Below are 22460 nucleotides of genomic sequence, written 5' to 3'. Positions count from 1 at the left end.
AGACAGGGACCCATGACCACTTCTCTTCACACCACAGACGACACACCCTCCACCCCCGGTTCCCGGCTCGCCGGCCGCACCGCCGTGATCACCGGCTCGACCAGTGGGATCGGTGCGGCGATAGCCCGCACGTTCGCCGGCGAGGGTGCCCACGTCGTCGTCAGCGGCCGGCAGGGATCCCGCGGCAAGGAGGTCGTCGAGGACATCCGGCAGGCCGGCGGCCGGGCCGACTTCGTCGCGGCGGACCTGGCAGGCAGCTACGAGCAGCTGCGGGCCTTCGCCGCGGAGGCCACCGACGTGCTCGGCGGACGCGTCGACATCCTGGTCAACAGCGCGGGCATCTACCCGGCGACGGCGACCGAGGACCTGCCGGACGCCGACCTGGACGCCATGCTCGCCATCAACGTCCGCGCCCCGCATGTGCTGGTCGCCGCGATGGCGCCGGCCATGGCCGAGCGGGGCAACGGCGTCATCGTCACGATCGGGTCCTGGATGGCCCAGGTCGGCAGCCCCTACGCGGCGATGTACACCGCGACCAAGGCGGCGGACGAGCAGCTCACCCGCAGTTGGGCCGCGGAGTACGGCCCGCGCGGTGTGCGGGTGAACGCCGTCGCGCCCGGGGCGACCCTCACGCCGGGCAACGAGGCGGCGCGTGCGGAGCTCGACGCGATGACCGCCGCCACCCCGGCAGGCGTGGTGATCCGGCCCGACGACATCGCCAAGGGTGTCCTGTACGTCGCCGGCGACGACGCGGCCATGGTCCACGGCATCACGCTCTACGTGGACGGCGGAATCTCCGCCACCCGCCCGAACTGACCCCTCCGGCACCCCGCCGCCTTCCCGGCGGCGGGGGTGCCGGAACCAAAGGCCTCTTACCATCCAGCGATGACAATTAAGAACTTGCCTAATGGCATTAGGCAAACTAGCCTGCCGCTCATGAAGCCGTTGACCGAGCAAGAGATCCGTAGCGCGTTCGTGAACTGCACCAAGGGCGAGGCCAAGCGCCTGTTCGTCCCCCGTGACCTGGCCGAGCAGCCGTGGGAAGACCTGGACTTCCTCGGCTGGCGGGACCCCCAGGCCCCCGACCGGTCCCACCTCGCCACCGAGTTGGACGGCCGCACGGTGGCCCTCGCCCTGCGCACCTCGGGCCCGGCCTCCTGGCAGGCGCGGCTCAGCATGTGCTCGATGTGCCTGACCACCCACTCCGGGGGCGTAGCGCTCATGGTCGCCGCGAAAGCCGGCAAGGCCGGGCAGCAGGGCAACACCGTGGGCGCCTACATGTGCAGCGACCTCGCCTGCCCGCTGTACGTGCGGGGCATGAAGGACGCGGGCATCGGCGCGCGGCTCCACGAGACGCTCACCCTGGAGGAGAAGATCCAGCGGACCGTCGCGAACCTCGCCGCGTTCATCGCCAAGGTCACCATGTGAACAAGGCGGCCTCACAAACCGGCCGGACTGTCGCTGACCTGCGATGATCGATTACGCTCCCGCAGGATCGCGCAGCTCGGGGTGGGGGCACCATGAACAAGAAGCATGCACTGGCCCTGGCAGCGGCGGCAGCACTCGTCGCCGCCGTGCCGGCCACGATGGTGGTGCATCGCCACGTCGAAGCGGCGGAGCGGGCGTCGCTTGAGCGAGCGGCTCAAAAGGTCTTCCAGCACGACACCGACCTCCCCACCGCCGATTGGCGGAGCCCCGATCCGCAAGCGGCCAGGGTGTGGGACGGAGCCGTCTCCACCGCCCACATCCAGCAGGTCGAGATGCACGGCGACCGGGCCAAGGTGTGGGTCGACGAGTCCACGAGGCCGTACGTCACCGATCCCTCCGGCACGACCCGCAGGGCCGGCATTCCCTGGGTGAGCTCCCACCTCTTCGTGTTCGAGCCCACGGGGGACGGCTGGCGCCTCGCCGAGGACCTGACCACGGCCGAGCGGGACAACGGCTGACATCCCGGGCGGAACCGTCTCCCCGCCAAGGACCCCGCCCGCACCACCTCGGGATAGAGAACGCGTGCCGCCCCGCCGGGAAGCTGCTCGGGCATGCGGATGACCCTTCACGCAACCTAGGATCCCTAGGCTAAAGTGAGGACCCCTAGGAGCAAGCGGGAGGGTTCATGGTGCGAGCCGGACTGACGGCGGAGCGGGTGACCGTCGCGGGCGCCGAGCTGGCGGACGAGGTCGGACTCGACCAGGTGACCATGTCCCAGGTCGCCCGGCGGCTCGGCGTCAGGGACGCCAGCCTCTACACGCACGTCCGCAACCTTGAGGACCTGCGCGGGCGGATCGCGCTCCTGGCCGCCGACGAGAAGACCATCCGCATCGCCGAGGCCACCGCGGGCCGGGCCGGCAAGGACGCGCTCATCGCGTTCGCCAACGCCTGGCGCGAGTACGCCCACCAGCACCCCGGCCGCTACACCGCGACGCAGACCCCCCTGCAGATCGACCCCGAACTGGCCGCCAAGGCCCCCGGACCACGACGCGCCGTCGAACTGACCTACGGCATGCTCCGCGCCTACGGACTCGCAGAGCCCGACCTCACCGACGCCGTACGGCTGCTGCGCAGCACCTTCCACGGGTTCGTCGCCCTGGAGGCCGCCGGCGGCTTCGCCCACCGGCGCTCACCGCAGCAATCCTGGCTCCGCGCCCTCGACGCCCTGCACCACCTCCTGGAGCACTGGCCCCCGTCCCGAGAAGGAGAAGCAGCCCCATGACGACCGACCTCTCCACCGGCAGCCTGCGCGTGAACGGCGCGACCCTGCACTACGAAGTCCGCGGCCGGGGCCCCCTCCTGCTCCTGATCGCGGGAGGAACCGGTGGCGCCGCGACCTTCGACGACATCGCCGACGACCTGGCCGCCGCGTACACGGTCGCGACCTACGACCCGCGCGGCATGTCCCGCAGCACCCTCGACGACCCCGACGCGGAACAGCACGTCGCCGAACACGCCGACGACGCGCTCCACGTCCTCGACCTGCTCTCGCCCGACGAACCCGCCCGTGTCTTCGGCGCCAGCTCGGGCGCGATCACCGCCCTCCACCTGCTCACCACCCACCCCGAACGCGTCGCACGCCTCGTGGCGCACGAACCGCCGGTCGTGGACGTCCTCCCCGACGCATCCGAACACCGCGCACTCGTCGCCCGCGTGCAGGACACCTTCCGCACCCAAGGCCTCAAGCCGGCGATGGCCGCGTTCGCCGAGGGCATGAAGAAGGACGACGACACCACCGGCCCGAAGCCCGAGATCAAGCTGCCGCCACGAGCGGCGTCGCGGGTCGAGCGGACCATGGGCAACCTGCCCCTCTTCGTCGGCCGCATCGTGCCCGCCTTCATGTCCTACGCCCCCGACACCGACCGCCTCAAGGCGCTGTCGGACCGGATCGTGCTCGCCGCCGGCCAGGACTCGCGCGGCGAGCTCCCCCACCGCGCGGTGGCCTCCCTGGCCGAGCACCTCGGCACGGAACTCCGGTACTTCCCCGGCAGCCACATCGGCCTGACGACACACCCCACCGAGTTCGGCGAGCACCTCCGCGAGGCCCTCGGCACCCAGTAGACCCGCGTCCCCGACCCGATTGGGCGCGGTGCGGCTGCGGGGCGGCCGGGGCGGTTGTTCGATGGGCGGCAACGGTCCCCGGCGCGCCCCGTGCGGGGCCGACGGCCGGGCAGGTGGTGCACCGTGGCAGGCAAGGACGCTCCCGCCGACCTCGACTCGGTCGCCGACGAGCTGTACCGGTTGCCGCCCGCGCAGTTCACCGCCGCCCGCAACGCGTACGCGCAGGCCGCCAGGAAGGCCGGCGACCGGCCCCTCGCCGACCGGATCGCGGCCCTGCGCAAGCCCACCACCTCGGCCTGGGCCGCCAATCTGCTGGCCCGCGAACGCCGGGACGAGATCGGGCCGCTCCTCCAACTCGGCGAAGCACTGCGGCAGGCCCACCGCAGCCTGGACGGAGAACAACTCCGCCGGCTCAACCGGCAGCAGCGGGAGCTCGTGCAGGCACTGTCCGGGCAAGCCGGACGACTGGCCGCGGAAGCCGGACAGCCCCTCGCCGGCCAAGCCGTGCAGGAAGTGGAGGAGACCCTGCACGCCGCACTGGCCGACCCCGACGCCGGCGCGGCGTTCACGGAGGGCCGCCTGACCAAGCCGCTGTCGGCGACCGTGGACATCACCGGCCGGGCCACCACCGCCCAGGGCACGCACCGCACACCACCCGCCCCCGTACGGGCGAAGAAGAAACCGGCACGGACCGCCGAGGACACGGAGCGGGCCCGCCACGATGCGGAGCGACAGCGCCGACGCGAGGAAGCCGCGCAGGCCGGACAGCGGGCCCGCCGGGCGGAGCAGGAAGCCGAGGCCCGGGAAAGCGAGGCAGCGGCCGCCCGGGAAGACCTGGACGCGGCGGACCGGCACCGCGACGAGGCCCAGGCCCGCCTCGACGGACTGCTCGGGCAGGTCAAGGACGCGGAGCAGGCCGTACGGGCAGCCCGCGACGGCCAGGGCCAGGCCCGACGACTACTGCGTGAGACCGACAAGGCCGCCCGCGACGCCCGCCGCCGGGCCCATGAAGCGGCCGCCCACGCCGACCGGCTGATCGCACGCCTCGACGATCCGGACCCCTGACCGGAACCCTGGAGGGTCACGCCCGGCCCTCGCGCTCCAGGCCTGACGGCCCGGAGTCCCCGGCCCCCTCACCTCACGACCGGCCCCCGAACTGCCAGTTGTGGACCTCGATCCCGGCGTACGCGCCGGGGGTCAGGACAGCGCGTGCGGCGTCCCCGTCGGGCGCCCGGACCAGTGCCGCCGTCCCGAGCCACGTGCTGCCGTCGTCGGACAGCAGGGGCCCGTACGCGATCAGGTCGTCCCGCGTGGGCGGCACGACGAGGTCGGCTCCCCGGCCCGTGCCGAGGCCGAGCACCAGGTACCGGTTGCCGCCGGTACGGCCACCGGGGAAGTCCCACATGGTGCGCCCCAGCAGGTTGCGCCACCGGCGCACCAGCACGTCCCGGTACACGCCCGCCTGGTAGCCGGGCTCGTCGAAGGCGAACGCGCGGGCAGCGGCAGCGTTCGGCAGGCCGACTATGTGCACGCTGCCGGTGGGCTCGCCGTCCTCGGCGGTGAGGGTCGGGCCGCGGGCGATCATCTCCTTCTCGTACTGGTCCATGTACGACCAGTGCTGCTCCAGTAGTTCTTGACGCAGCGTCAGCGAAGCGGGCCGGTCACGGTGGTAGCAGAAGAACTCCATGCGCACACTCTCCCCCAGCGCAGGCCCGGCCCGCTCGCACGCACCGGCGCCGTCCGGCCGCGCCAAGGCGGTCAAGGTCAACAGCAAGGAGACCGGCGGCCGGCTCGGCTTCGTCGTCGCCACCGTGCCCCCGGGCAACGGACCGATAGCGCATCTCCACGAGCACAACGACGAGGCGTTCTACGTCCTCGAGGGAGAGCTGGAGTTCCTGGACGGCGAGAACACCTTCGTCGCGTCGGCGGGAGACTTCGTCTTCGTTCCGCGTGGTGTGCGGCACCGGTTCAAGAACATCAGCGACAGCGAGGCCAAGATGGCCTTCTTCTTCACCCCGGGCGGCCCCGAGAACTTCTTCCTCGACTTCGGGGACGACCCGCTGCCCGGGCACTCGCCGCGCCTGTGGACCCCGGAGGATTTCACTCCGGAAATGATCGCGGTCAACGAGGCCATGGGGAACGTCGTCCTCCCCGAATGACGGGTCCGGCCCCCGGGCTTAAACACCTCACCAGCGGGGACGAGGTCAGACGACCCATGCGGCGGCCGCGGCGCAGGGGCATTTGACGCATGCGGCAGCCCCGGCACCGGTGCCACAGTGGTCTGGGCAGCGGACGAGGCCTCTGACCTGTGCTTACCCCTGCCCCGATCACCCTGCGCATTCCGTGGCGCCCGGTGGCACCCGCCGGGTGCCACCGCAGACGGACCCGTATGCCACCGGACCGTCGGCCCGCGCGCAGGGCCATGCCCGACACGGGCCGCGTCATCCCTTCCCGGGATGCCAGGCGGCCGCACAAGGAAGAGACAATGGCTCCACTCGTCAATGAACCCATGGCCGATACGCGCGACATGTACATGGCCCACACTGCGCTGCGCCGGGAGTTCAGGCTGCTTCCCGACCTCATCCGGTCCGCCGCACCGGGCGACGCCCGGCGCGCGGAGGTCATCGGTGCCCACGCGGCGCTGGTGTGCCGGGTCCTGCACACGCACCACGAGGGCGAGGACCTGTTGCTGTGGCCCAAGCTGGCCGAGCGCGCCGGTGTGGAGGCGGAGGCCCTCGTGCCGACGATGGAGCAGCAGCACCACGCCATCGACGCACTGCACGGCGAGGTGACCGGACTGCTCGGGGGATGGCGCTCCACGGGGCGGGGAGGCGAGGAGCTCGCGGACGCGTTCGAGCGGCTGTTGACCGTGCTCGTCCGGCACATGGCGCTGGAGGAGAAGGAGATCCTGCCGTTGGCCGCGAAGTACGTGACCGCGGCGGAGTGGCACCAACTCGGCGAGCACGGGATGGCGAGCACGCCGAAGAAGGATCTGCCGCTCGTCTTCGGCATGGCGATGTACGAGGGCGACCCGGAGACCATCAAGGCGGTGCTGGCGACGGCCCCGCTGCCCGTCCGGCTGATCGTCCCCGTCCTGGGACGCCGCCGGTACGCGTCCCACGCCCGGCAGGTCCACGGAACGGTCAGGCCTGCGCGCGTCGGCTCCTGACACACCCGCCGGTTCCCCGGCCGGGACCGGGGCGCCGGGGCCGAGGCACCGACCTGGGCCCCGGCGCGGTCCGGAGGAACGGCCCGTGCGCGTGCGGGCGGATGCGTTCGCTTTCCCTGCCGGACACCTCTCCCACCGAATACGACGACACGATCCCGCCCCATTCCGATTCCACTCGGCATCCGGTTCGCGCATATGAATCAATTGTGACATTTCTCTCAATATACATTTCGCCTGCATATTGCTTTATGTGATAAATATCCCAATAAAGGGAATTCATGTTTGCGGATGTCCCCACAATGTCTGCGGGTGTCCCGCACTCCCCGCGGTAAGGGCAGCCGATGGCCTCGGCGGGACCCTACGGTGGCCGCGATGGGGGTTCCCCGAGTGGGCCGCGCGTGACGCGGAAAGCGCCGCCAGGGCCCCGGGGAACCGGGCAACTCCTCACAGTTCGCGAGGACATCGTGATCGAAGCATTCTGCACGGACATCCAACCGCCCGCCGAGCGGACCGAGTACTGGAGGGACGCCGTACGCAGGGCGTTCACCCGGCTGGAGATCCGCACCGAGGGGACGGCCGAGCTCCACGGGGCGATACGCCGGACCTGCGTCGCCGGCGTCCAGGCCGGCTTCCTCGAAGCGAGCCCGCAACGTATGGCGCGTACCGCGCCGCTGATCGCCGCCGACGGCGACGGCTCGCTCATCGTGAGCCTGCAACACGCCGGCGGCAGCGTCGCGGCCCAGGACGGCCGGGAGACGCTGGTGGCCACCGGCGAACTCGTCATCCTCGACAGCAGCAGGCCGTACGTCCTGGACTTCGCCGGCCCCGTCCAGCAGCACGTGGCCACGGTCCCGCGCCGGCTGCTGGACCTCCCCGACTCGCTCCTGCGCCTGGCCACCGGCCGGACCTATTCCCCCGGCCACGGAATCGGCGGGATCCTCGCCTCATACGTCGACGGGCTCGTGACGACGACGGAACACTGCATCTGCGCACAGGACGCGAAGCGGTTCCTGCGGCAGGGCATCGTCGACGTGCTGACGGCCCTGGTCGCCCTGGAGGGCTCCTCAGGGGAGCAGGCCGCGGTGGAGCGGGCCCTGCTGCAGCGCGTGCGTGCGTACGTCCGAGCCCACCTGGACGACCCCGCGCTCTCCCCGGCGTCGATCGCGATCGCGCACCACATCTCCGTCCGCTACCTGTACCAGCTCTTCCAGGACGAGCCCATGACCGTCGGCCGCTGGATCCAGCGCTTGAGGCTGGAGGCCTGCCGCAGGGACCTCGTACGGCCGGAGCTCGCGGGACAGACGGTGGCGGCGATCGCGCACCGGTGGGGCTTCGCCAGCCACGCGCACTTCAGCCGCACCTTCCGGGCGGTCTACGGTCTCTCCCCGGCGGAGTGGCGGCAGGCCGGCGCCCTGCAGGTCGCACCCTTCCAGGCAGCCGGCCTAGCCCAGCAGACCGACAGGTGATCAGTCCTGCCGCAGCTGCCCCGCGTCCTCGCCAAGGGCCTCACCGGCGGGCCGGGGCAGCGCGGCGGCGGCCGGCTCCTCCATCCGGGTCAGCGCGACCATCGCGAGATCGTCCTCCGGGAGCGCACCGGCGTGGTCGACGAGGTCCCGGAGGATCTCCCCGAGCGCTTCCGGCAGGCATTCGTGGTGGGCCGAGCCCTGCCGGACCCACCGCCACGCCGTCGCGCGGTCCATCAGCGGGTAGCAGTGCCCCGCGGCGTCGCGGGCCTCGACGAGCCCGTCGGTGTAGAGCAACAGCGTGTCTCCGGGGGCCAGTTCGAAGCGTTCCTCGATGGCCCCGCATTCCCGCAGAGCACGCAGTCCCAGCGGGGGTGACGGGCAGCCCGCCACAAGGGCGACGCTCCCCCCGCGGGCCCGTACGGGCGGCGGATGGCCGTGGTTGACCATGCGGGCGAACCGCTCGCCGTCCCGTACCTCCAACAGCAGCGCGGTCACGAAGCGTTCGTCCGTGTCGCGGACGGCGCCCTCGACTTCGGCCAGGTGGCGCAGGAAGCTCTCCTCCAGCCGCGCCGACAGCTCCTCCAGGGTCGCCGCACGCGGGGCCCATTCGCGGAAGGCCCCGAGCACGGCCGCGACGTCCTCGAACGTGGGCAGGCCCTTGCCGCACACGTCACCGATGATCAGGCGGGTCGTCCCGCCTTTGCGCGCGACGGCGTAGAGGTCCCCGCCGACCTGTCCCCGCCCGCCGCAGGCCCGGTAGACGGAGGCGAGCCCCAGCGCCCCGACCCGCTCGGGGAGCGGTCGCAGCAGGGTCCGCCGCACCGTGTCCGACACGGCGCGCGCCCGCGCCGCCCCGTGGCGGTACCGGTCCTTCATGCGGGCCATCACCACCGCCACGACCCCCGCGGTGACCAGCGGAGCGAGTCCGCACGCGAGACTCGGATGGGCGTACAACGGCAGGATCACGCACACCGCGGTCACGGCGAGCATCCACGCCACGCCGCCCACAACGGCCAAGTGCCGTGTCGGCCGCCCGTCGTCGGGCTCCTCCTCGAACTGTTCGATGTCCGGCATCGGCATCACTCCCTTGGAGTTCGTGCGCGGGGCCGGGAGCCGACGGATCCGCGAACGGTGCCGGACCCGCGCATTGGGGTCCCACTCGTGATGGGACAACTCGACCGTAGGAGGAGTCCCCGCCGGGCTCCTTGCCCCGTTGTGCACGGCCCCTTGCCCACCCGTGCAGTCCCCACCCCCCTGTGCGTCGAGTCGGGCCCCCGTACGTCCGCGACTAGCGCTTGGCAAGGCCCGTCAGGGCGTCGCGGAGCGCCGCGCGGGAGGTGATGCCGAGCTTGGGGAAGACCCGGCCCAGATGGCCCCCCACGGTGCGGGGGGAGAGGTAGAGCCGCTCGGCGATCTGCTTGTTGGTCAGGCCGGAAGCCGCGAGATGGGCGATCTCGACCTCCTGCGGGGTGAGGCCGACGGACTCCGGCCCGTCGGCCCGCTTGACCATCCATCCGGTCGCCTGCAGCGCGCGCCTCGCCCGGTCCGCCCACGGCCGTGCGCCGAGTTGCTCGAAGGTCGCCAGGGCCGCACTCAGTGACGCCCTGGCGTCGGTGGTCGACCGCGCCTTGCGCAGGCGTTCGCCGTAGGCCAGGTTCACGCGTGCCAGGTCGAAGGGCCACTGCTGGAGGCCGGGGTGCGACAGGGCCCGCTCGAAGTGCTCGATCGCCTCCTCGTCCGCCTCGGCAGCCGTCGCCGCCGAGGCGTCGACGAGCATGGCCCTGCGCGGGGAGAGCGCCGCGATCCCGGCCTTCCGGACGACGGTCACGTGGGCGGCCGCCTCCACCGGCCGCTGGGTGCGCACGGCCGCCTCCACCACGTCCCCGGCCACCAGCAGCGCCACCGGGGTGTACGGGGCCAGTTCACCGGGCGGGCTGATGGCCGCCGCGTGCCGGTAGGCACGCTCGAAGTCGCCCTCCGCCTGCGCGACGAGCACCCGGATGTGGTCCGCCAGGGTCACCAGATGGTGCGCGCCACGGGACGTCCCCCACAGGGCCATCGCGTCGGCTGCCTCCTCCGCGATGCCGGCTTCGCCGCGGGCCGCCGCGACGACCGCCTTGTAGTACCGGAAGTACCAGGAGACGGCCTCGAAGGCGTGCTCCTTGCACAGGCGCAGTCCCTCGTCGGCAAGCTCCGTCGTGTCGTCCCACCGGCCCGCGAGGAACGCGTCCGTGCACAGGAGCGGCAGGGTGACGATCTGCCGGCGGCCCTGGGGCAGGACGCGTGATACGGCGTCACGCACTCCGGAGAGCCGGTCGGCGGCGATGCTCGCGGCGCCGATCCGCGTGATCCTCGACGGGGCCGTCTCCTGGGAAAGGCCCGCGATGAGTTCCTCCAGGTCCCCCAATGCCGCCAGGGCGGTGCGTGCGGGATCGCCCTGGGTGGCGACGTTCACCCCCAGCAGGCGCGGCGCGTCGGGCCCCAGCCGGTCCAGGATCCGGTGGAGGGGCGCCCACAGCTCTTCCCGGCCGCCCAGGCAGCACAACATGAACAACAGGTAGAGGGCCTCCTCGAGGGCCGGGTCGCAGGCGCGGTAGGGATGGTCGCCGTTCTCGATCGCGCCGAGGAGCACCCGGTGGGCCGTGTCGATGTCCCCCTCGCCGTCGAGCAGCCGGTGGACCGCGACCGCCGCCGAGTAGAGGGACGCGCGGTCGTCGGAGCCAAAGCGCCGGGCGTCGTCGAGAAGGCGGGACGCCATGGTCAGCTCACCGGAGGCGTCCGCCCGTATGTACGCGGCGGTGGCCAGCCGGCGGCCGCGGTCGGCCGCGCCGGGGCTCAGGTGCGCGGCCTTGGTGAGGGCCCGGATCGCGGCCATGGCGTCGCCGCGCCGCAGGACCCGGTGGGCGGTGCCCTCCAGCAACGCGGCGACGTGTTCGTCCTGTTCCACGCACGCCTCCCCCAGATGCCATGCGCGCTGGTCGGGGCGGTCGTGCAGCACTTCGGCGAGTTCGCGGTGCACGGCACGCCGCTCCGCGGAGGTGGACGCGTCGATCACCGCGGCACGGAACAGCGGGTGCCGGAAGCTCACGCGGTGGTCGAACTCCTCGATCCGCACGAGGCCGTCACGCTCGGCGGCCTCCAGGTCCACCAGGTCGGCCCCGACGCCGAGCCTGTGCGCGGCGGTCTGCACGACGGCCAGGTCCCCCGTCCCCTCCAGCGCGGACACCAGCAGCAGACGCCGTGTCGCCGCGGGCAGCTCCGCCACGCACGGGCCGAAGACCTCGCGCAGGCGCCGTGTGAGCGGCAGCGCGGCGGGCGGCCGCTCCAGCCCGGCGCGCTGCGGCCCGGTCAGGGCCGCCGGCAACTCGACCAGGGCCAGCGGGTTGCCCTGCGCCACGGCGACGACGCACTCCACGACCGGCCCGGCGAGGTCCGGATGGGACGAGCCGGCCAGGAGCCGCGACGCGCTCTCGTCCAGCGGCAGGACCTCGTGTCCGGCGCGTACGCCCTCCTCGACGGGGCTGCGACGACCCTTGCGGACGGCCGCCAGGAACCTGACGCGGCTTCCCGGGAGCCGGCGTGCGGCGAATCCCAGCACGGCCGCGCTCGCCTGGTCCACCGCATCGAGGTCGTCGACGACCAGCAGTACCGGCGTCGCGGTGGCCGCGCTGCGGAGCAGCACCAGGGCCGCGTTGGAGACGAGGAACCGCTCGGGCGCGGGTCCCTCGCCGAAGCCCAGGGCCACCCGCAGTGCCTCGCGGTGCGCCCCGTCCAGGGCCTGGGGATCCTCCTCCCACAGCGGGAAGAGCAGCTGGTTGAGTGCCGCGTACTCCACGTCGCTCTCGGACCGCGTGCCCGCCGCCCGCAGCACCCTGGCGCCGGCTGCCAGTGCCCTCTGGGCGAGATGGCCGAGCAGCGCCGTCTTGCCCACCCCGGGCTCGCCGGACAGCAGCACCGCGCCACCGGAATCGACCGAGCCGAGCAGACCCTCGATCCGGTCCACGTCCCCCGCGCGACCGACCAGCCCCTGGCGCGTTCCACCGCCGACGTCGGCGGTGTACACGGAGGTTTGCATCGGAGTTTCCGGTTCTCTGGTTCCGGGGCTGGACGCAATGATTCTCACACGGCACGGGTGGCGTATTCGTGCGGGCCGTCGTGATGTCCGACTCACGACCGCAGGAGAATTCACCTGCGGTATTCCCGATGGACGACTCCCGGACCACTTCCGTCAAGGGAGTGCAGGTCAACGACCTGGGAGCCACCGACTCAGGGCGTTGATGAGCCTTTCCAGTGCGGGCAGCTTGCTGGAGCGGTCCGTCATCACCGTGCGGCCGTTGAATTGCAGGGTGTACTGGAACATGTCGTTTGCCGCCATGTTCATGGTGAAGTCCGGGACGTCTTCCAGCGCCGGGTCACCGAGCAGGATCCGCAATTCCTTGAACTGGGCGGCGCCGACCCGACGCAATACGGGCCGGCCCTTTTCGCTGGCGAAAACGGTGCCGTCACCCCGGAGCATCACCTGATGGTGGACGCCTGCGAAGCCGCCGCTGACCGTCATCACCACCAGTTTCTGATCGGGTCCGCGGACGGGCACCGGTGTCGCGGTACGGCTCGGCGAGGTGGAGGCGGAGGCGGACGCCGACGCCGACGCCGACGGTGGGCCGGACGACGAAGACGTGGCGGAAGCGGTCGCGGTGACCACCGCGACGTCCGCCGGCTCGCCGATGGTGAGGGTGCAGCCCGTGGAGCCCAGCACCCCGGCGGCGAGAACCACCCCGGCCAGCACAGCCCCGCCCAGTGTCCTCACGGCTCTCTCCCCCGCCAGTCGATCGCCCCAACTCAGGCCTGGATACCACGGAATCGCACCGTCCGGCCCCGGCCCGCCGCCCTCGCGCTCCCCGGCGTGCCCGAGGCCCGTCACCCGGTCGGCCACTGAGGGCGCGTCAGATGCAACCCGGGGTGATTCTTGCCGCGGGAGTGCGGCGCAGTCCGCCCCTCAAGACCCCATGCTGGAGGTGGTGCTGCGATCCGCCGAGTCGGCTTGGCGGCGCCGGCCGGACGCCGTCCGAGGTGCGTGCGCGTGTGGACGGTAGCCGCGGCCCCGGCTCAGGAGGCAGCAGCCCCCCGGAACGGCGACGAGCGGGAGAGGACCTCAGGCTCCGGCCAACTCGGCGTTCGCACGCTCCGTGATCAGTGTCAGCACGCGACCCGCGACAGCGAGGTCCTCGGCCGGGATACCGGCGTACAGCCGGGCGGAGATCTCGGCTGTCTCCGTGGTGGTGCTCTCGTACAACTCCCGTCCGGCGTCCGTGAGCCGTATCCGGGACGCCTCGGCCGGGTCTTCCTCCAACAGCATTGCGGTGGCCAGCTCCTCGATCACGCCGCGCACGACCGACACATCGGTCTTCAGCGAGCCGATGACGTCGCCGACGAGGTCGTCCCGGCCGATGGCCCCGCCCGCGGCCACGACGGCCCGGAGCGTCACACTCTGGTGGAACGTGGCGCCGTGGCGGGCCAGAACGCCCTCCAGGAGGGCGCGTGCGGCATGGTGCGCAAGGGCGATGACCCGGCCGTTGGCCGTGGGTGCGGGTGTGGTGGTGGTCATGACTGCTCCTCGTCGTTCTCGGTGTACGGATCAAGAGGTGCGTCGATCAAGGTCGCCAGCTCGCGGGTGAACTGCCGCGTGCGCGGACTGTCCTGCCCCCCGAGCGGCTCCAGCAACTGGTCCAGCAGGCCCTGGACCACGCCGATCGCGCGGCGGGTGACGTCGCGCCCCTGCTCGGTCAGCGACAACTGCATGGCGCGCGGGTCGCCCGGGTCCCGGTTCCGTTCGACGAGTCCGGCGGTCTCCAGGGCGCGGGCGAGCTTGGAGACGTACAGCGGTTCGAGGCCGGTGTGGTCGGCGAGCCGGCGCTGGCTGGGCCGCAGCCCGGAGCGCGACATGCCGTACAGGGAGGCCATCACCGCGTACTGGGCGTGGGTCAGGCCCAGTGGTGCGACCGCCCGGTCGACGGCCACCCGCCATTTCATCGACAGGCGCCAGACCAGGTACCCCGGCGTGGCGCTCTCAGTTGCTGGACTCACGCCAAATACTGTACATGGCTACTATGTACATGGCTACTAAATTCCGGCTTCCGAACCCGCCCAACCCGCGCCCTACGCCCGGTTCTGCCCGAGTCCGGCTCGATGACGCCTACTTCGTGCACCCGGACTTGCCGATGTCTTGACGATACGTTCCATGGCCATTCAACCGAGCGTCCCTGGCAGGGGTGTGCGCCCTCCCTAAGGTCCATGAGCGTTGCGGAAGAAGGGACCCATGGACACACTCCTCGCAGTCCGTGCTCGCGGAATCGCCAAGTGCTTCGGGGACGTCGTCGCACTCGACGGCGTCGACCTCGATGTGACGCAGGGACAGATCCACGGCCTGGTCGGACCGAACGGCGCAGGCAAGACCACCTTGCTCGGCCTCCTGCTGGGCCTGGCGGTCGCCGACAGCGGCGGCCTCGAGATCCTGGGTACACCGGTCGGGCGGGCGCTCGCCGCGCCCGACGGCGTCGCCGGCTTCGTCGACGGGCCCGGCCTCTATCCTTCGCTCACCGCCCGGCAGAACCTCGCCGCGCTGGCCGCCCTCCGCGGGCAGGACGCGCGCGCGGCCGGGATCGACGACGTACTCGCCCAGGTGGGACTCACCGACGTCGCAGACGACCGGGCCCGCGGGTTCTCGCTCGGCATGCGCCAGCGGCTCGGGCTCGCCGCCGCCCTGCTCACCAAGCCCCGCCTGCTCGTGCTCGACGAACCGTCCAACGGCCTGGACCCGGCGGGCAAGAAGCACGTGCACGGGGTCCTGACCCGGCTCGCCCACGAGGGGACCGCCGTCGTGCTGTCGAGCCACCGAATGGACGACCTGGAGGCACTGTGCTCCGAGGTCACCATCCTGGCCACCGGACGGGTCGTCTTCTCGGGCCCGCTGGGCAAGCTGGCCGCCGAGAACCGCGAACTCGACTACCGGCTGCTCACCTCCGACCCGGAGGCCGCCCGTGAACTGGCCCTCGACACGGCCGGAATCCGCGTCGTCGACGACGCCGGCGTACGGAACGACGCCGACCTCCTGGTCGTCCGCGCTCTGGTGCCGGCCCTCGACGAACTCGTGCTGGGGATCGTTCGCGCGGGCATCGCACTGCGCGAGCTCGCACCCGTCGTCTCGCCGCTCGAAGCGGCGTTCCTCGCCCTCACCCAGCAGCAGGAGGCCGGCCGATGACCGCGACCATCGTCGCCGACAACGTTGTCCCCGTCCGTCGCGTCCCGGTTTCGCGCGGCTACCGCTTCGAGCTGGTCAAGCTGGTCTCGCAATGGCGGATCCGCCTGCTGGTCCTGGCCTGCTGGATCGCGCCGGCGCTCTTCGTCGCCGCGGTGAGCCAGCAGAGCACACTCCCCGTCGACACGCTCTTCGGCCGCTGGATGCACGCGACGGGGTGGGCCGGACCGCTGGTGATGCTCGGTTTCGCGGGCACCTGGGCCCTCCCGCTGCTGACCGCGGTTGTCGGCGGCGACGTGTTCGCCTCTGAGGACCGGCTCGGCACCTGGCGCCACCTGCTGGTGGCGGTCCGCTCACCCCGGCGGATCTTCGTTGCGAAGGCGCTGGCCAGCCTCACCGTCCTGCTGCTGCTCGTGGCCGGGATGGCCTGCTCCAGCGCGGTCGGCGGGGTCGTGGCGGTCGGCAACCAGCCGCTGGTCGGCCTCGACGGCCACCTGCTGACGCCGTCCGACGCCGCCGGACAGGTCCTGCTCGCCTGGCTCTGCGCACTCGCCCCGACGCTGGCCCTGGCCGGGATCGGCCTGCTCGGTTCCATCGCGCTCGGGCGGTCCCCGATGGGCCTGCTGCTGCCCGCGCTCGTCGCGCTCGCGATGCAGCTCGCGCAGATGATGCCGCTCCCCGTCGCCGTACGCCTGGCCCTGCCCGGCTACGCCTTCATCTCCTGGAACGGGCTGTTCACCGGCCCCCAGCAGCTCGCACCGCTCCTGATCGGCATCGCGGTCAGCCTGCTGTGGGCCGTGACCACGACGGTCCTGGCCTACCTCCTCTTCCTGCGGCGCGACTTCACCAACCTGACCGACGACGGCTCGGCGCGCCGCGCGCTCCTCGCCGGCGCCCTGCCGCTGGCCGGGCTGCTCGCCGCGACGGTCGCCGTCCTCACCGCGACGACCACGGCCACGGGTTCCGGGGTCGAACAGGACAAGGTGCAGCGCTCGGTCGCCACGGCCTTCGCCCACCTGTACCGCATGCAGACCGACCAGCTCCACCGTCCCGCCGTCACCGAAGCGCAGCTCAAGGCCACGGCGGCGTGCACCAAGGGCGGCGTCACGGCCGATGCCGAGGGGCCCGGCAACGACTGGCGCTGCGTCGTCTCCTGGCACCTTCCCGGCGTATCCGCCACGGGCCAGGCCATCTACCAGCTCGACGTCACTCCGGACGGGCGGTACGTCGCCGACGGCGACGGACCGAAGGAAGTCAACGGCTACTTCCTGGTGCGGACCCCGGTGGGGGACGCGCCGAACCCGCTCTGGCAGTTCGACGGCAACGTCGAACTGCTTGCCACCTCCCCGAAGGGATAACTCAACATGCAGGTCACTCGTCGCCGCCGCACGGACGCCGAGAGGGACATCCACGCCCTCCCCGGCCGTCGGTTCGGCAGCCGCAGAACCCTCACGCTGGCTGCCGCGACCGCCGTCGTCCTCGCCACCGGTACCGGGATCGGGTTCGCCCAGACCACCCAGTTCGGCCACGACCAGGTCGGCCAGGTCACCGACCGGGGGCAGGTCGTCTCCAGCGACCAGTACATCGCCCCCTACGGTGAGCGCCTCGTCATCAACAACGGCAAGATCATGTCGTCCTCGGTCAGCCCGGACGGCACCCACCTCGCGGCCTCCGTCACCGACGGGGGCGTGGCACTGGCCGTCGTGGACCTGAAGAACTGGAAGGTCCAGCAGCTCGTCGGCAACTCCGCGTCCGCGGACCTGCGCATCGGCAGCAACAGCGTGGGCCAGGAAGGCCCCACGTACTCCCCCGACGGTTCGCAGCTGTGGCTGGGCCAGACCGACGGCTACACCCGCTTCACCGTGAACCCCGACGGCAGCCTCGCCAACCCGACGTCGGTCTCCATCCCGGCGGACGGCTCCAAGCACGCCCTGGTCGGCGAGCCGGTGTTCTCCTCCGACGGCTCCACCGTGTACGCCGCGGTCAACGGCCAGAACCGCGTGGTCGCCATCGACACGGCGACCGCGACCGTCAAGCAGAGCTGGGCCGTGGGCAACGCCCCGCGCGACATGGTCGTGGTCGGCTCCAAGCTGTACGTCAGCAACGAGGGCGGGCGCCCGGCGAAGCCCGGCGAGACCACCATCAACTCGTACGGCACGCAGGTACCAGCCGACCCCAAGACCGGCGCCACAACGACCGGAACGGTCAGCGTCATCGACCTGGCCGACCCGGCGGCCGCCGTCGCGAGCATCGACGTGGGTCTGCACCCGACCGCGCTGTACGCCAAGAAGGGGGCGCTGTTCGTCACGGACACCGCCACCAACGACGTGTCGGTCATCGACACCCGCAAGAACAAGGTCGTGCAGACCATCGCCACCCAGCCGTGGCCGGAGGCGTCGGTGGGCTACGAGCCCAACGCCGTCACACTCACCGACGACGGCCACCTGCTGGTGACGCTGGGCCGCGCCAACGCGGTCGCCGTCTACCGGTACGACTCCCCCCAGGAGCCGGTCGGCTACGTCGGCCTCCTCCCGACGGACTACTTCCCCGCGGAGATCGCCACCGTGGGCAACCAGGTCGTGGTCTCCAACACCCGCGGCATCGACGCCCGCCGGCCCACCAGCAGTGCCGGGCACGGCACGCACGACACCACCTCGAGCGTCCAGCGGTTCACGCTGCCGAGCGAGAAGGTCATCAAGTCCCAGACGGCCAAGGTCTTCCAGCAGAACGGCTGGACCAACGGCTCGGTCAAGCTCGCGAAGGACAAGGGCAAGGACAAGGGCCACGCGAAGCCGGTGGCCGTCCCGCAGCGACTCGGCGACCCGTCGACGATCAAGCACGTCTTCATGATCGTCAAGGAGAACCGGACCTACGACCAGGTCTTCGGCGACGTCCCGCAGGGCAACGGCGACCCGTCCCTCGCCGAGTTCGGCGAGAACGTGACGCCGAACCAGCACGCGCTGGCCCGGCAGTTCGGGCTGTACGACAACACGTACGACATCGGCACGAACTCCGCCGAGGGCCACAACTGGCTGATGCAGGCCGACAACCCCGAGTACACCGAGTCCTCCGCCGGAGAGTACGCGCGCAGCTACGACACCGAGGACGACGCCCTCGGCCATCAGCGCACCGGCTTCATCTGGACCGGCGCGCAGGCGCAGGGCAAGAGCGTGCGGGACTTCGGCGAGTTCCACCAGTTCCTCACCAAGCCGTCGGGCGCGACCTGGCAGAACCTGTACTGCGACACCAAGAACATGCAGGCCACCGGGCAGGACACGGCCTACAACCTGGTGTCGTCCTCGCCGATCCCGTCTCTGAACAGCGTCTCGGTGCCCGGCTTCCCGAAGTTCGACACCAGCGTCCCGGACGTCTACCGGGCGGAGATATGGAAGCAGGACTTCGAGAAGAACGGTCCGGCGAACCTGAACATGTTCTGGCTCTCCAGCGACCACACCGGCGGGCCCGCGGGCCCCGCCGCCCAGGTCGCGGACAACGACCTCGCGGTCGGCCGGATCGTCGACGAGATCTCGCACAGCAAGTACTGGCAGGACTCCGCGATCTTCGTGGTCGAGGACGACTCCCAGGCCGGCCTCGACCACGTCGACGGCCACCGCGCCCCGATCCAGATCATCAGCCCCTGGGCCCGGCACGACACCGTCGACAGCCGCTACTACTCGCAGATCACGATGATCCGCACCATCGAGCAGATCCTCGGGATCCACCCGATGAACCAGAAGGACAGCGCGGCCACCCCGATGTTCGGGGCGTTCACCAAGAAGGCCGACTACACGCCCTTCACCGCGCTGCCCAACCGCACCCCGCTCACCGACGGCCTCAAGACCCCGCCCGCCTGCGGCCTGGACACCCCGGCGCCGCAGGACCCGAGCGCCGCGGCCGTCCCGACGACGAAGGTGCCCGCGGGCAAGAAGGCCCTCGCCGCGAAGTGGGAGGACTGGCAGTCCAAGCAGCGGCTGACCGGCCCCAACGCCAGGCCGGACTTCGCCAACCCCGCGCAGATGAACCACCTCACGTGGTACGAGACGCACCAGTGGACGACGCCGTACCCCGGCGAGGACAAGATCTTCGCGCCGGACGACGTCCCGGGGGCCTACATCCCGTCGGCGGAGAACGACGGCTGACGCCCGCTGATCACACATACGGGCCTCTGGTCGGCGGTGCCGTCGGCCAGAGGCCCTGAGCGTCGAACTGCCTCGCTTCAGTCGGTCGCTCCGAGGGCGATCCTCGCGAGCAGGGCCGCACAGGCCTCGGGCATGGACAGGAACGGCGAGTGGTCACTGGGCAGCCGGTGCACCGCGTCGGCGCGGCCGGCCATGCCCTCCTGGCAGGCCGGCGACAGCGCCCGGTCCCGCTCGCACACGACGTACGTGGACGGGAGCGCGCGCCGGCCGGCGCGGGTCAGCGGCTCGGCGAACGACTTCGCGCTCTGGGGCACCAGCCTTGCGGCCGCCGCCTCCGCCTCCCGCCGCGGCACGTCGCCGTAGAACGTGCGGATCGGGTCGTCCGGGGGCGGGTGGAAGCCCCGCGGCTCGGCCGCGACGGGAGCCCCGTGGTAGCCCAGGACGCTCTCGCCGACCTCCAGCCGGTACGCGGCCAGGTAGACGACATGGGCGACCCGGGGCGCCTCGTCGACGGCCTGGGTGACGGGCGCACCACCGTAGGAGTGCGCGACCACGACCACCGGGCCCTCGATGCCCGCCAGCTCCCGGAGCACCTCGCGCGCGTCGTCATGGATTCCGGCGTCCTCCCGCCCTGCGCTGGGCAGCTCGACGACGCGCGTCGCCCAGCCACCGGACCCGAGCACGGACCGCACGCGGTCCCAGCACCACGACCCGTGCCACGCCCCGTGGACGAAGAGCAGGGTCGGCGCGTTCGAGCGGCTGTCCGCGACGGCACACATCACCTTCGATACTCGGGCAGTTCCCTCGGGGACACCAACCCCACCGGTGCGCATCACGGCCGGGAGCCCTACGAGATAATTGACTCGTCAAGGATTTGATACGCTCCGGAGGAAGCCGGGCGGTCACCTGACAACGGAGGCACGATGAGTTTCCTGCTGGACGAGAACGACCCCGACGACCCGGCCTGGAACAGGCGCGGCGCGCTCTACGTGCCGTCGGGCCACGGGCCGACCGTGTGGGCCGCGGACGACGTCTACACGGTCAAGGCCACGGGCGCGCAGACGAACGGGAGCATCGGCTTCATCGAGGCCACCGTTCCGGCCGGTGGCGGTCCGGTGCCCCATGCGCACACGCAGGAGGACGAGACGTTCTACGTCCTCGACGGCGAGCTGGAGTTCGTGGACGGCGACCACGAGTTCACCGCCGTGGCAGGGGACTTCATCCACGTGCCCAAGGGCATCCGGCACGGCTTCACGAACAAGCGCATCCACGCGGCGCGCCTGCTCTTCATCTACACGCCGCCCGGCCTCGAACAGCTGATGCTGGACCACAGCACACCCGCCCGCCCCGGCGAGGCACCGCCGCCGGTCGACGACGACATGGGCGCCCGCGCCGAGCAGGTCATCCGGCGCTCCAAGACGATCATGCTCCCGTAGACCCCGCGGCACCGTCGACCGCAGCACCGTGGACCGCGCAGCACCGCAGCCCCGTAGGCCCTCAGCCGCGTCGGTCGAAGGTCCGGCCCCGTCCGACCAGGGCGGGCAGCCGCGTGGCGGGCCCTCCGCCGGGGATGGCGCTCATGCCGATCTCGAACTGGCCGATGACGGCCTTCTCGCGGCTGCCGAAGCGCATGTCGGTGGCGAGCAGGAACTCGCTGCCCGCGCCGCGTGCGATGCCCCTGACGGAGGCGATCGTCGCCAGGGGGAGCTTGCTCAGGCGGGTGAGGAGAGCGGTGTAGGGGTGGACCTCCTCCGGGTGGGCCAGGACGTGGTCCAGCTCGTCCTTGGCGGAGAGGTCGTAGTGGGCGATGAAGAACTCGGGGTCGGCGCTGTCGAAGACGATGACCGCGACACCGTTCTGCTCGGCGCGCGTGAAGACGGCGCCCAGCTCGCTCGTCATCGTCGCGTCCACGAGATTGACGGGAGGGTTGTCGAATGTCACGCGCCAGTAGGTGGCCGAGTGCTCGGTCAGCGTGAACCGCGTCGGTGCGTCCATGGGTCCGACGCTAGTGTCCGGCGCACGAGCGGCAACCCGGCCGCGTCCGGCCGGGGCCGCGTCCGGCGCCCCGCGGGCCCTGGCGCAGCCTCCAGGGCCCGCGGGGACGTTGCGCGGGCGCATTGGTGCCGACGCGTCAGGCGCGCGGCCGCCGCCCCGTCACACTCTCGTACGGACGAGGTCGATGAGCTTGGCCTCGGACTTATTGTCGGCGTCGCGCTTGAGGGTGACGACCTGGATGGTGCACAGGCGGTCGCCGACGGTGAACGCGGTCATCATCGAGTCGTCGACGTCCTCCGAGCCGGCCGTCTTCGGGGAGCCGATGCTCAGTGTGACGGAGTGGTAGGTGTCGGGGTTCTCCCAGTTGCAGACGCTCTCCCCCACACCGGCGTCGGGGTGCCCGCCGTCGTTCTCGCCGATGAGCGGGGTGACCTCCTCGGGCTTGAGCAGGGTGCAGGCGTCGACCTTCTTGCCGTCCTCCGACGAACCTCCGCCCGAGGCCGCTCCCTTCCCCTTGGCGGCGGAAGCAGGGCCGGACTGCGCGGGGGCCGCCTTCGCGCCGGTGTCCGACGAGCCGCAGGCGGTCGCTGTCGCGGCGATGAGCACCAGGCCGACGATTGCCAGAGGTGAACGCATCACTGTTGGGTCCTCCGATGGTGGCGTGGCAGGCCGGAGGGGCACTCCGACCTCGTGTCCCGGCCCCGGAAGACGTCACCTCGCGCTCGGCCAGTTGCGGGCTCCTGTCACAGGGCCGCAACCGATTGTCATCGCCGTGCGACAGCCGTGTTCGCCGGGCCCGCGGGCACGCGAACACGGCCGCCCCAGCGGCGGCACCCGCTAACAACGACACCGGCGCCCCCACCGGGGGGGCCCGCGGGGCGAAGAGC

At 71.7% G+C, this 22460-nt stretch carries 22 protein-coding genes; 13 read left to right on the top strand and 9 right to left on the bottom strand.

Features of this window, described 5'->3' with window-relative positions; genetic code table 11:
* Positions 1–12: 12 nt before the first annotated feature.
* The 6 genes from ACFV3E_RS12000 to ACFV3E_RS11975 all read left to right on the top strand — a co-directional run bounded on the left by ACFV3E_RS12000 (position 13) and on the right by ACFV3E_RS11975 (position 4614).
* Complete coding sequence (locus ACFV3E_RS12000; RefSeq protein WP_500534564.1) at positions 13–816, top strand: SDR family NAD(P)-dependent oxidoreductase; 804 nt, start codon at positions 13–15, stop codon at positions 814–816.
* Between the two features lie 120 nt (positions 817–936).
* Positions 937–1428 carry an FBP domain-containing protein gene (locus tag ACFV3E_RS11995; RefSeq protein ID WP_500534563.1) on the top strand — a complete coding sequence of 164 codons (492 nt, stop codon included), beginning with the start codon at positions 937–939 and terminating at the stop codon, positions 1426–1428.
* 92 nt (positions 1429–1520) lie between these two features.
* Positions 1521–1946, top strand: a complete 426-nt coding sequence (locus tag ACFV3E_RS11990) for a hypothetical protein (protein WP_500534562.1) — start codon at positions 1521–1523, stop codon at positions 1944–1946.
* A 167-nt stretch (positions 1947–2113) separates the two neighbouring features.
* On the top strand, positions 2114–2710 hold the full coding sequence (locus ACFV3E_RS11985; protein ID WP_500534561.1) for a TetR/AcrR family transcriptional regulator: 597 nt from the start codon (positions 2114–2116) through the stop codon (positions 2708–2710).
* Positions 2707–3549 carry an alpha/beta fold hydrolase gene (locus tag ACFV3E_RS11980; protein ID WP_500534560.1) on the top strand — a complete coding sequence of 281 codons (843 nt, stop codon included), beginning with the start codon at positions 2707–2709 and terminating at the stop codon, positions 3547–3549. The genes ACFV3E_RS11985 and ACFV3E_RS11980 overlap by 4 nt, the downstream gene beginning before the upstream one ends.
* 123 nt (positions 3550–3672) lie before the next feature.
* Complete coding sequence (locus ACFV3E_RS11975) at positions 3673–4614, top strand: hypothetical protein (protein WP_500534559.1); 942 nt, start codon at positions 3673–3675, stop codon at positions 4612–4614.
* Between the two features lie 73 nt (positions 4615–4687).
* On the opposite strand, the gene ACFV3E_RS11970 is transcribed toward ACFV3E_RS11975, so the two are convergent.
* Entirely contained in the window at positions 4688–5236 is a 549-nt protein-coding gene (locus ACFV3E_RS11970) for a YciI family protein (protein ID WP_500534558.1), read from the bottom strand.
* Between ACFV3E_RS11970 and ACFV3E_RS11965 the strand changes: the two genes are divergently transcribed.
* The 3 genes from ACFV3E_RS11965 to ACFV3E_RS11955 all read left to right on the top strand — a co-directional run bounded on the left by ACFV3E_RS11965 (position 5235) and on the right by ACFV3E_RS11955 (position 8184).
* Positions 5235–5708: a cupin domain-containing protein gene (locus tag ACFV3E_RS11965; protein ID WP_500534557.1), complete on the top strand. Its 474-nt coding sequence runs from the start codon at positions 5235–5237 to the stop codon at positions 5706–5708. The genes ACFV3E_RS11970 and ACFV3E_RS11965 overlap by 2 nt on opposite strands.
* A gap of 350 nt (positions 5709–6058) precedes the next feature.
* A complete protein-coding gene (locus ACFV3E_RS11960) occupies positions 6059–6718 on the top strand; it encodes a hemerythrin domain-containing protein (protein ID WP_500534556.1) in 660 nt (219 codons plus the stop codon).
* A 464-nt stretch (positions 6719–7182) separates the two neighbouring features.
* Positions 7183–8184, top strand: a complete 1002-nt coding sequence (locus tag ACFV3E_RS11955) for a helix-turn-helix domain-containing protein (RefSeq protein ID WP_500534555.1) — start codon at positions 7183–7185, stop codon at positions 8182–8184.
* Here ACFV3E_RS11955 and ACFV3E_RS11950 read toward each other — a convergent pair whose 3' ends face one another.
* The 5 genes from ACFV3E_RS11950 to ACFV3E_RS11930 all read right to left on the bottom strand — a co-directional run bounded on the left by ACFV3E_RS11950 (position 8185) and on the right by ACFV3E_RS11930 (position 14268).
* Positions 8185–9258 (bottom strand): PP2C family protein-serine/threonine phosphatase, encoded by a 1074-nt coding sequence (locus ACFV3E_RS11950; RefSeq protein WP_500534554.1) that lies wholly within the window; start codon positions 9256–9258, stop codon positions 8185–8187.
* A gap of 214 nt (positions 9259–9472) precedes the next feature.
* Entirely contained in the window at positions 9473–12259 is a 2787-nt protein-coding gene (locus tag ACFV3E_RS11945; RefSeq protein WP_500534553.1) for an ATP-binding protein, read from the bottom strand.
* Positions 12260–12427: 168 nt separating this feature from the next.
* Positions 12428–12991 carry a hypothetical protein gene (locus ACFV3E_RS11940; protein WP_500534552.1) on the bottom strand — a complete coding sequence of 188 codons (564 nt, stop codon included), beginning with the start codon at positions 12989–12991 and terminating at the stop codon, positions 12428–12430.
* A 345-nt stretch (positions 12992–13336) separates the two neighbouring features.
* Positions 13337–13789 (bottom strand): winged helix DNA-binding protein, encoded by a 453-nt coding sequence (locus ACFV3E_RS11935; RefSeq protein ID WP_500534551.1) that lies wholly within the window; start codon positions 13787–13789, stop codon positions 13337–13339.
* Positions 13786–14268: a MarR family winged helix-turn-helix transcriptional regulator gene (locus ACFV3E_RS11930; RefSeq protein ID WP_500534550.1), complete on the bottom strand. Its 483-nt coding sequence runs from the start codon at positions 14266–14268 to the stop codon at positions 13786–13788. The genes ACFV3E_RS11935 and ACFV3E_RS11930 overlap by 4 nt, the downstream gene beginning before the upstream one ends.
* Before the next feature lie 232 nt (positions 14269–14500).
* Here ACFV3E_RS11930 and ACFV3E_RS11925 point away from each other — a divergent pair, with 232 nt between their 5' ends.
* From ACFV3E_RS11925 to ACFV3E_RS11915, 3 genes are read left to right on the top strand one after another with little or no spacing between them, the layout of a single operon-like run.
* On the top strand, positions 14501–15442 hold the full coding sequence (locus ACFV3E_RS11925) for an ABC transporter ATP-binding protein (protein WP_500534549.1): 942 nt from the start codon (positions 14501–14503) through the stop codon (positions 15440–15442).
* Entirely contained in the window at positions 15439–16797 is a 1359-nt protein-coding gene (locus ACFV3E_RS11920; protein WP_500534548.1) for an ABC-2 transporter permease family protein, read from the top strand. Before ACFV3E_RS11925 ends, ACFV3E_RS11920 begins: the two co-directional genes overlap by 4 nt.
* A gap of 6 nt (positions 16798–16803) precedes the next feature.
* On the top strand, positions 16804–19578 hold the full coding sequence (locus ACFV3E_RS11915; protein ID WP_500534547.1) for a bifunctional YncE family protein/alkaline phosphatase family protein: 2775 nt from the start codon (positions 16804–16806) through the stop codon (positions 19576–19578).
* A gap of 77 nt (positions 19579–19655) precedes the next feature.
* Here the strand turns inward: ACFV3E_RS11915 and ACFV3E_RS11910 are convergent, their stop codons facing one another.
* Positions 19656–20357: an alpha/beta fold hydrolase gene (locus tag ACFV3E_RS11910; RefSeq protein WP_500534546.1), complete on the bottom strand. Its 702-nt coding sequence runs from the start codon at positions 20355–20357 to the stop codon at positions 19656–19658.
* Between the two features lie 144 nt (positions 20358–20501).
* Here ACFV3E_RS11910 and ACFV3E_RS11905 point away from each other — a divergent pair, with 144 nt between their 5' ends.
* Positions 20502–21014, top strand: coding sequence for a cupin domain-containing protein (locus ACFV3E_RS11905; RefSeq protein WP_500534545.1), 513 nt, complete (start codon positions 20502–20504; stop codon positions 21012–21014).
* Positions 21015–21075: 61 nt separating this feature from the next.
* On the opposite strand, the gene ACFV3E_RS11900 is transcribed toward ACFV3E_RS11905, so the two are convergent.
* Positions 21076–21573, bottom strand: a complete 498-nt coding sequence (locus tag ACFV3E_RS11900) for an enoyl-CoA hydratase/isomerase family protein (RefSeq protein WP_500534544.1) — start codon at positions 21571–21573, stop codon at positions 21076–21078.
* A 159-nt stretch (positions 21574–21732) separates the two neighbouring features.
* A complete protein-coding gene (locus tag ACFV3E_RS11895; RefSeq protein ID WP_500534543.1) occupies positions 21733–22209 on the bottom strand; it encodes a DUF3558 family protein in 477 nt (158 codons plus the stop codon).
* Positions 22210–22460 lie beyond the last annotated feature (251 nt).

Source organism: Streptomyces sp. NPDC059718 (assembly GCF_042733315.1).
In the GTDB taxonomy this organism is placed as follows: Bacteria; Actinomycetota; Actinomycetes; order Streptomycetales; family Streptomycetaceae; genus Actinacidiphila.
Note: the sequence above shows the minus strand (reverse complement) of the source record. Positions and strands in the feature narration are given on the sequence as shown.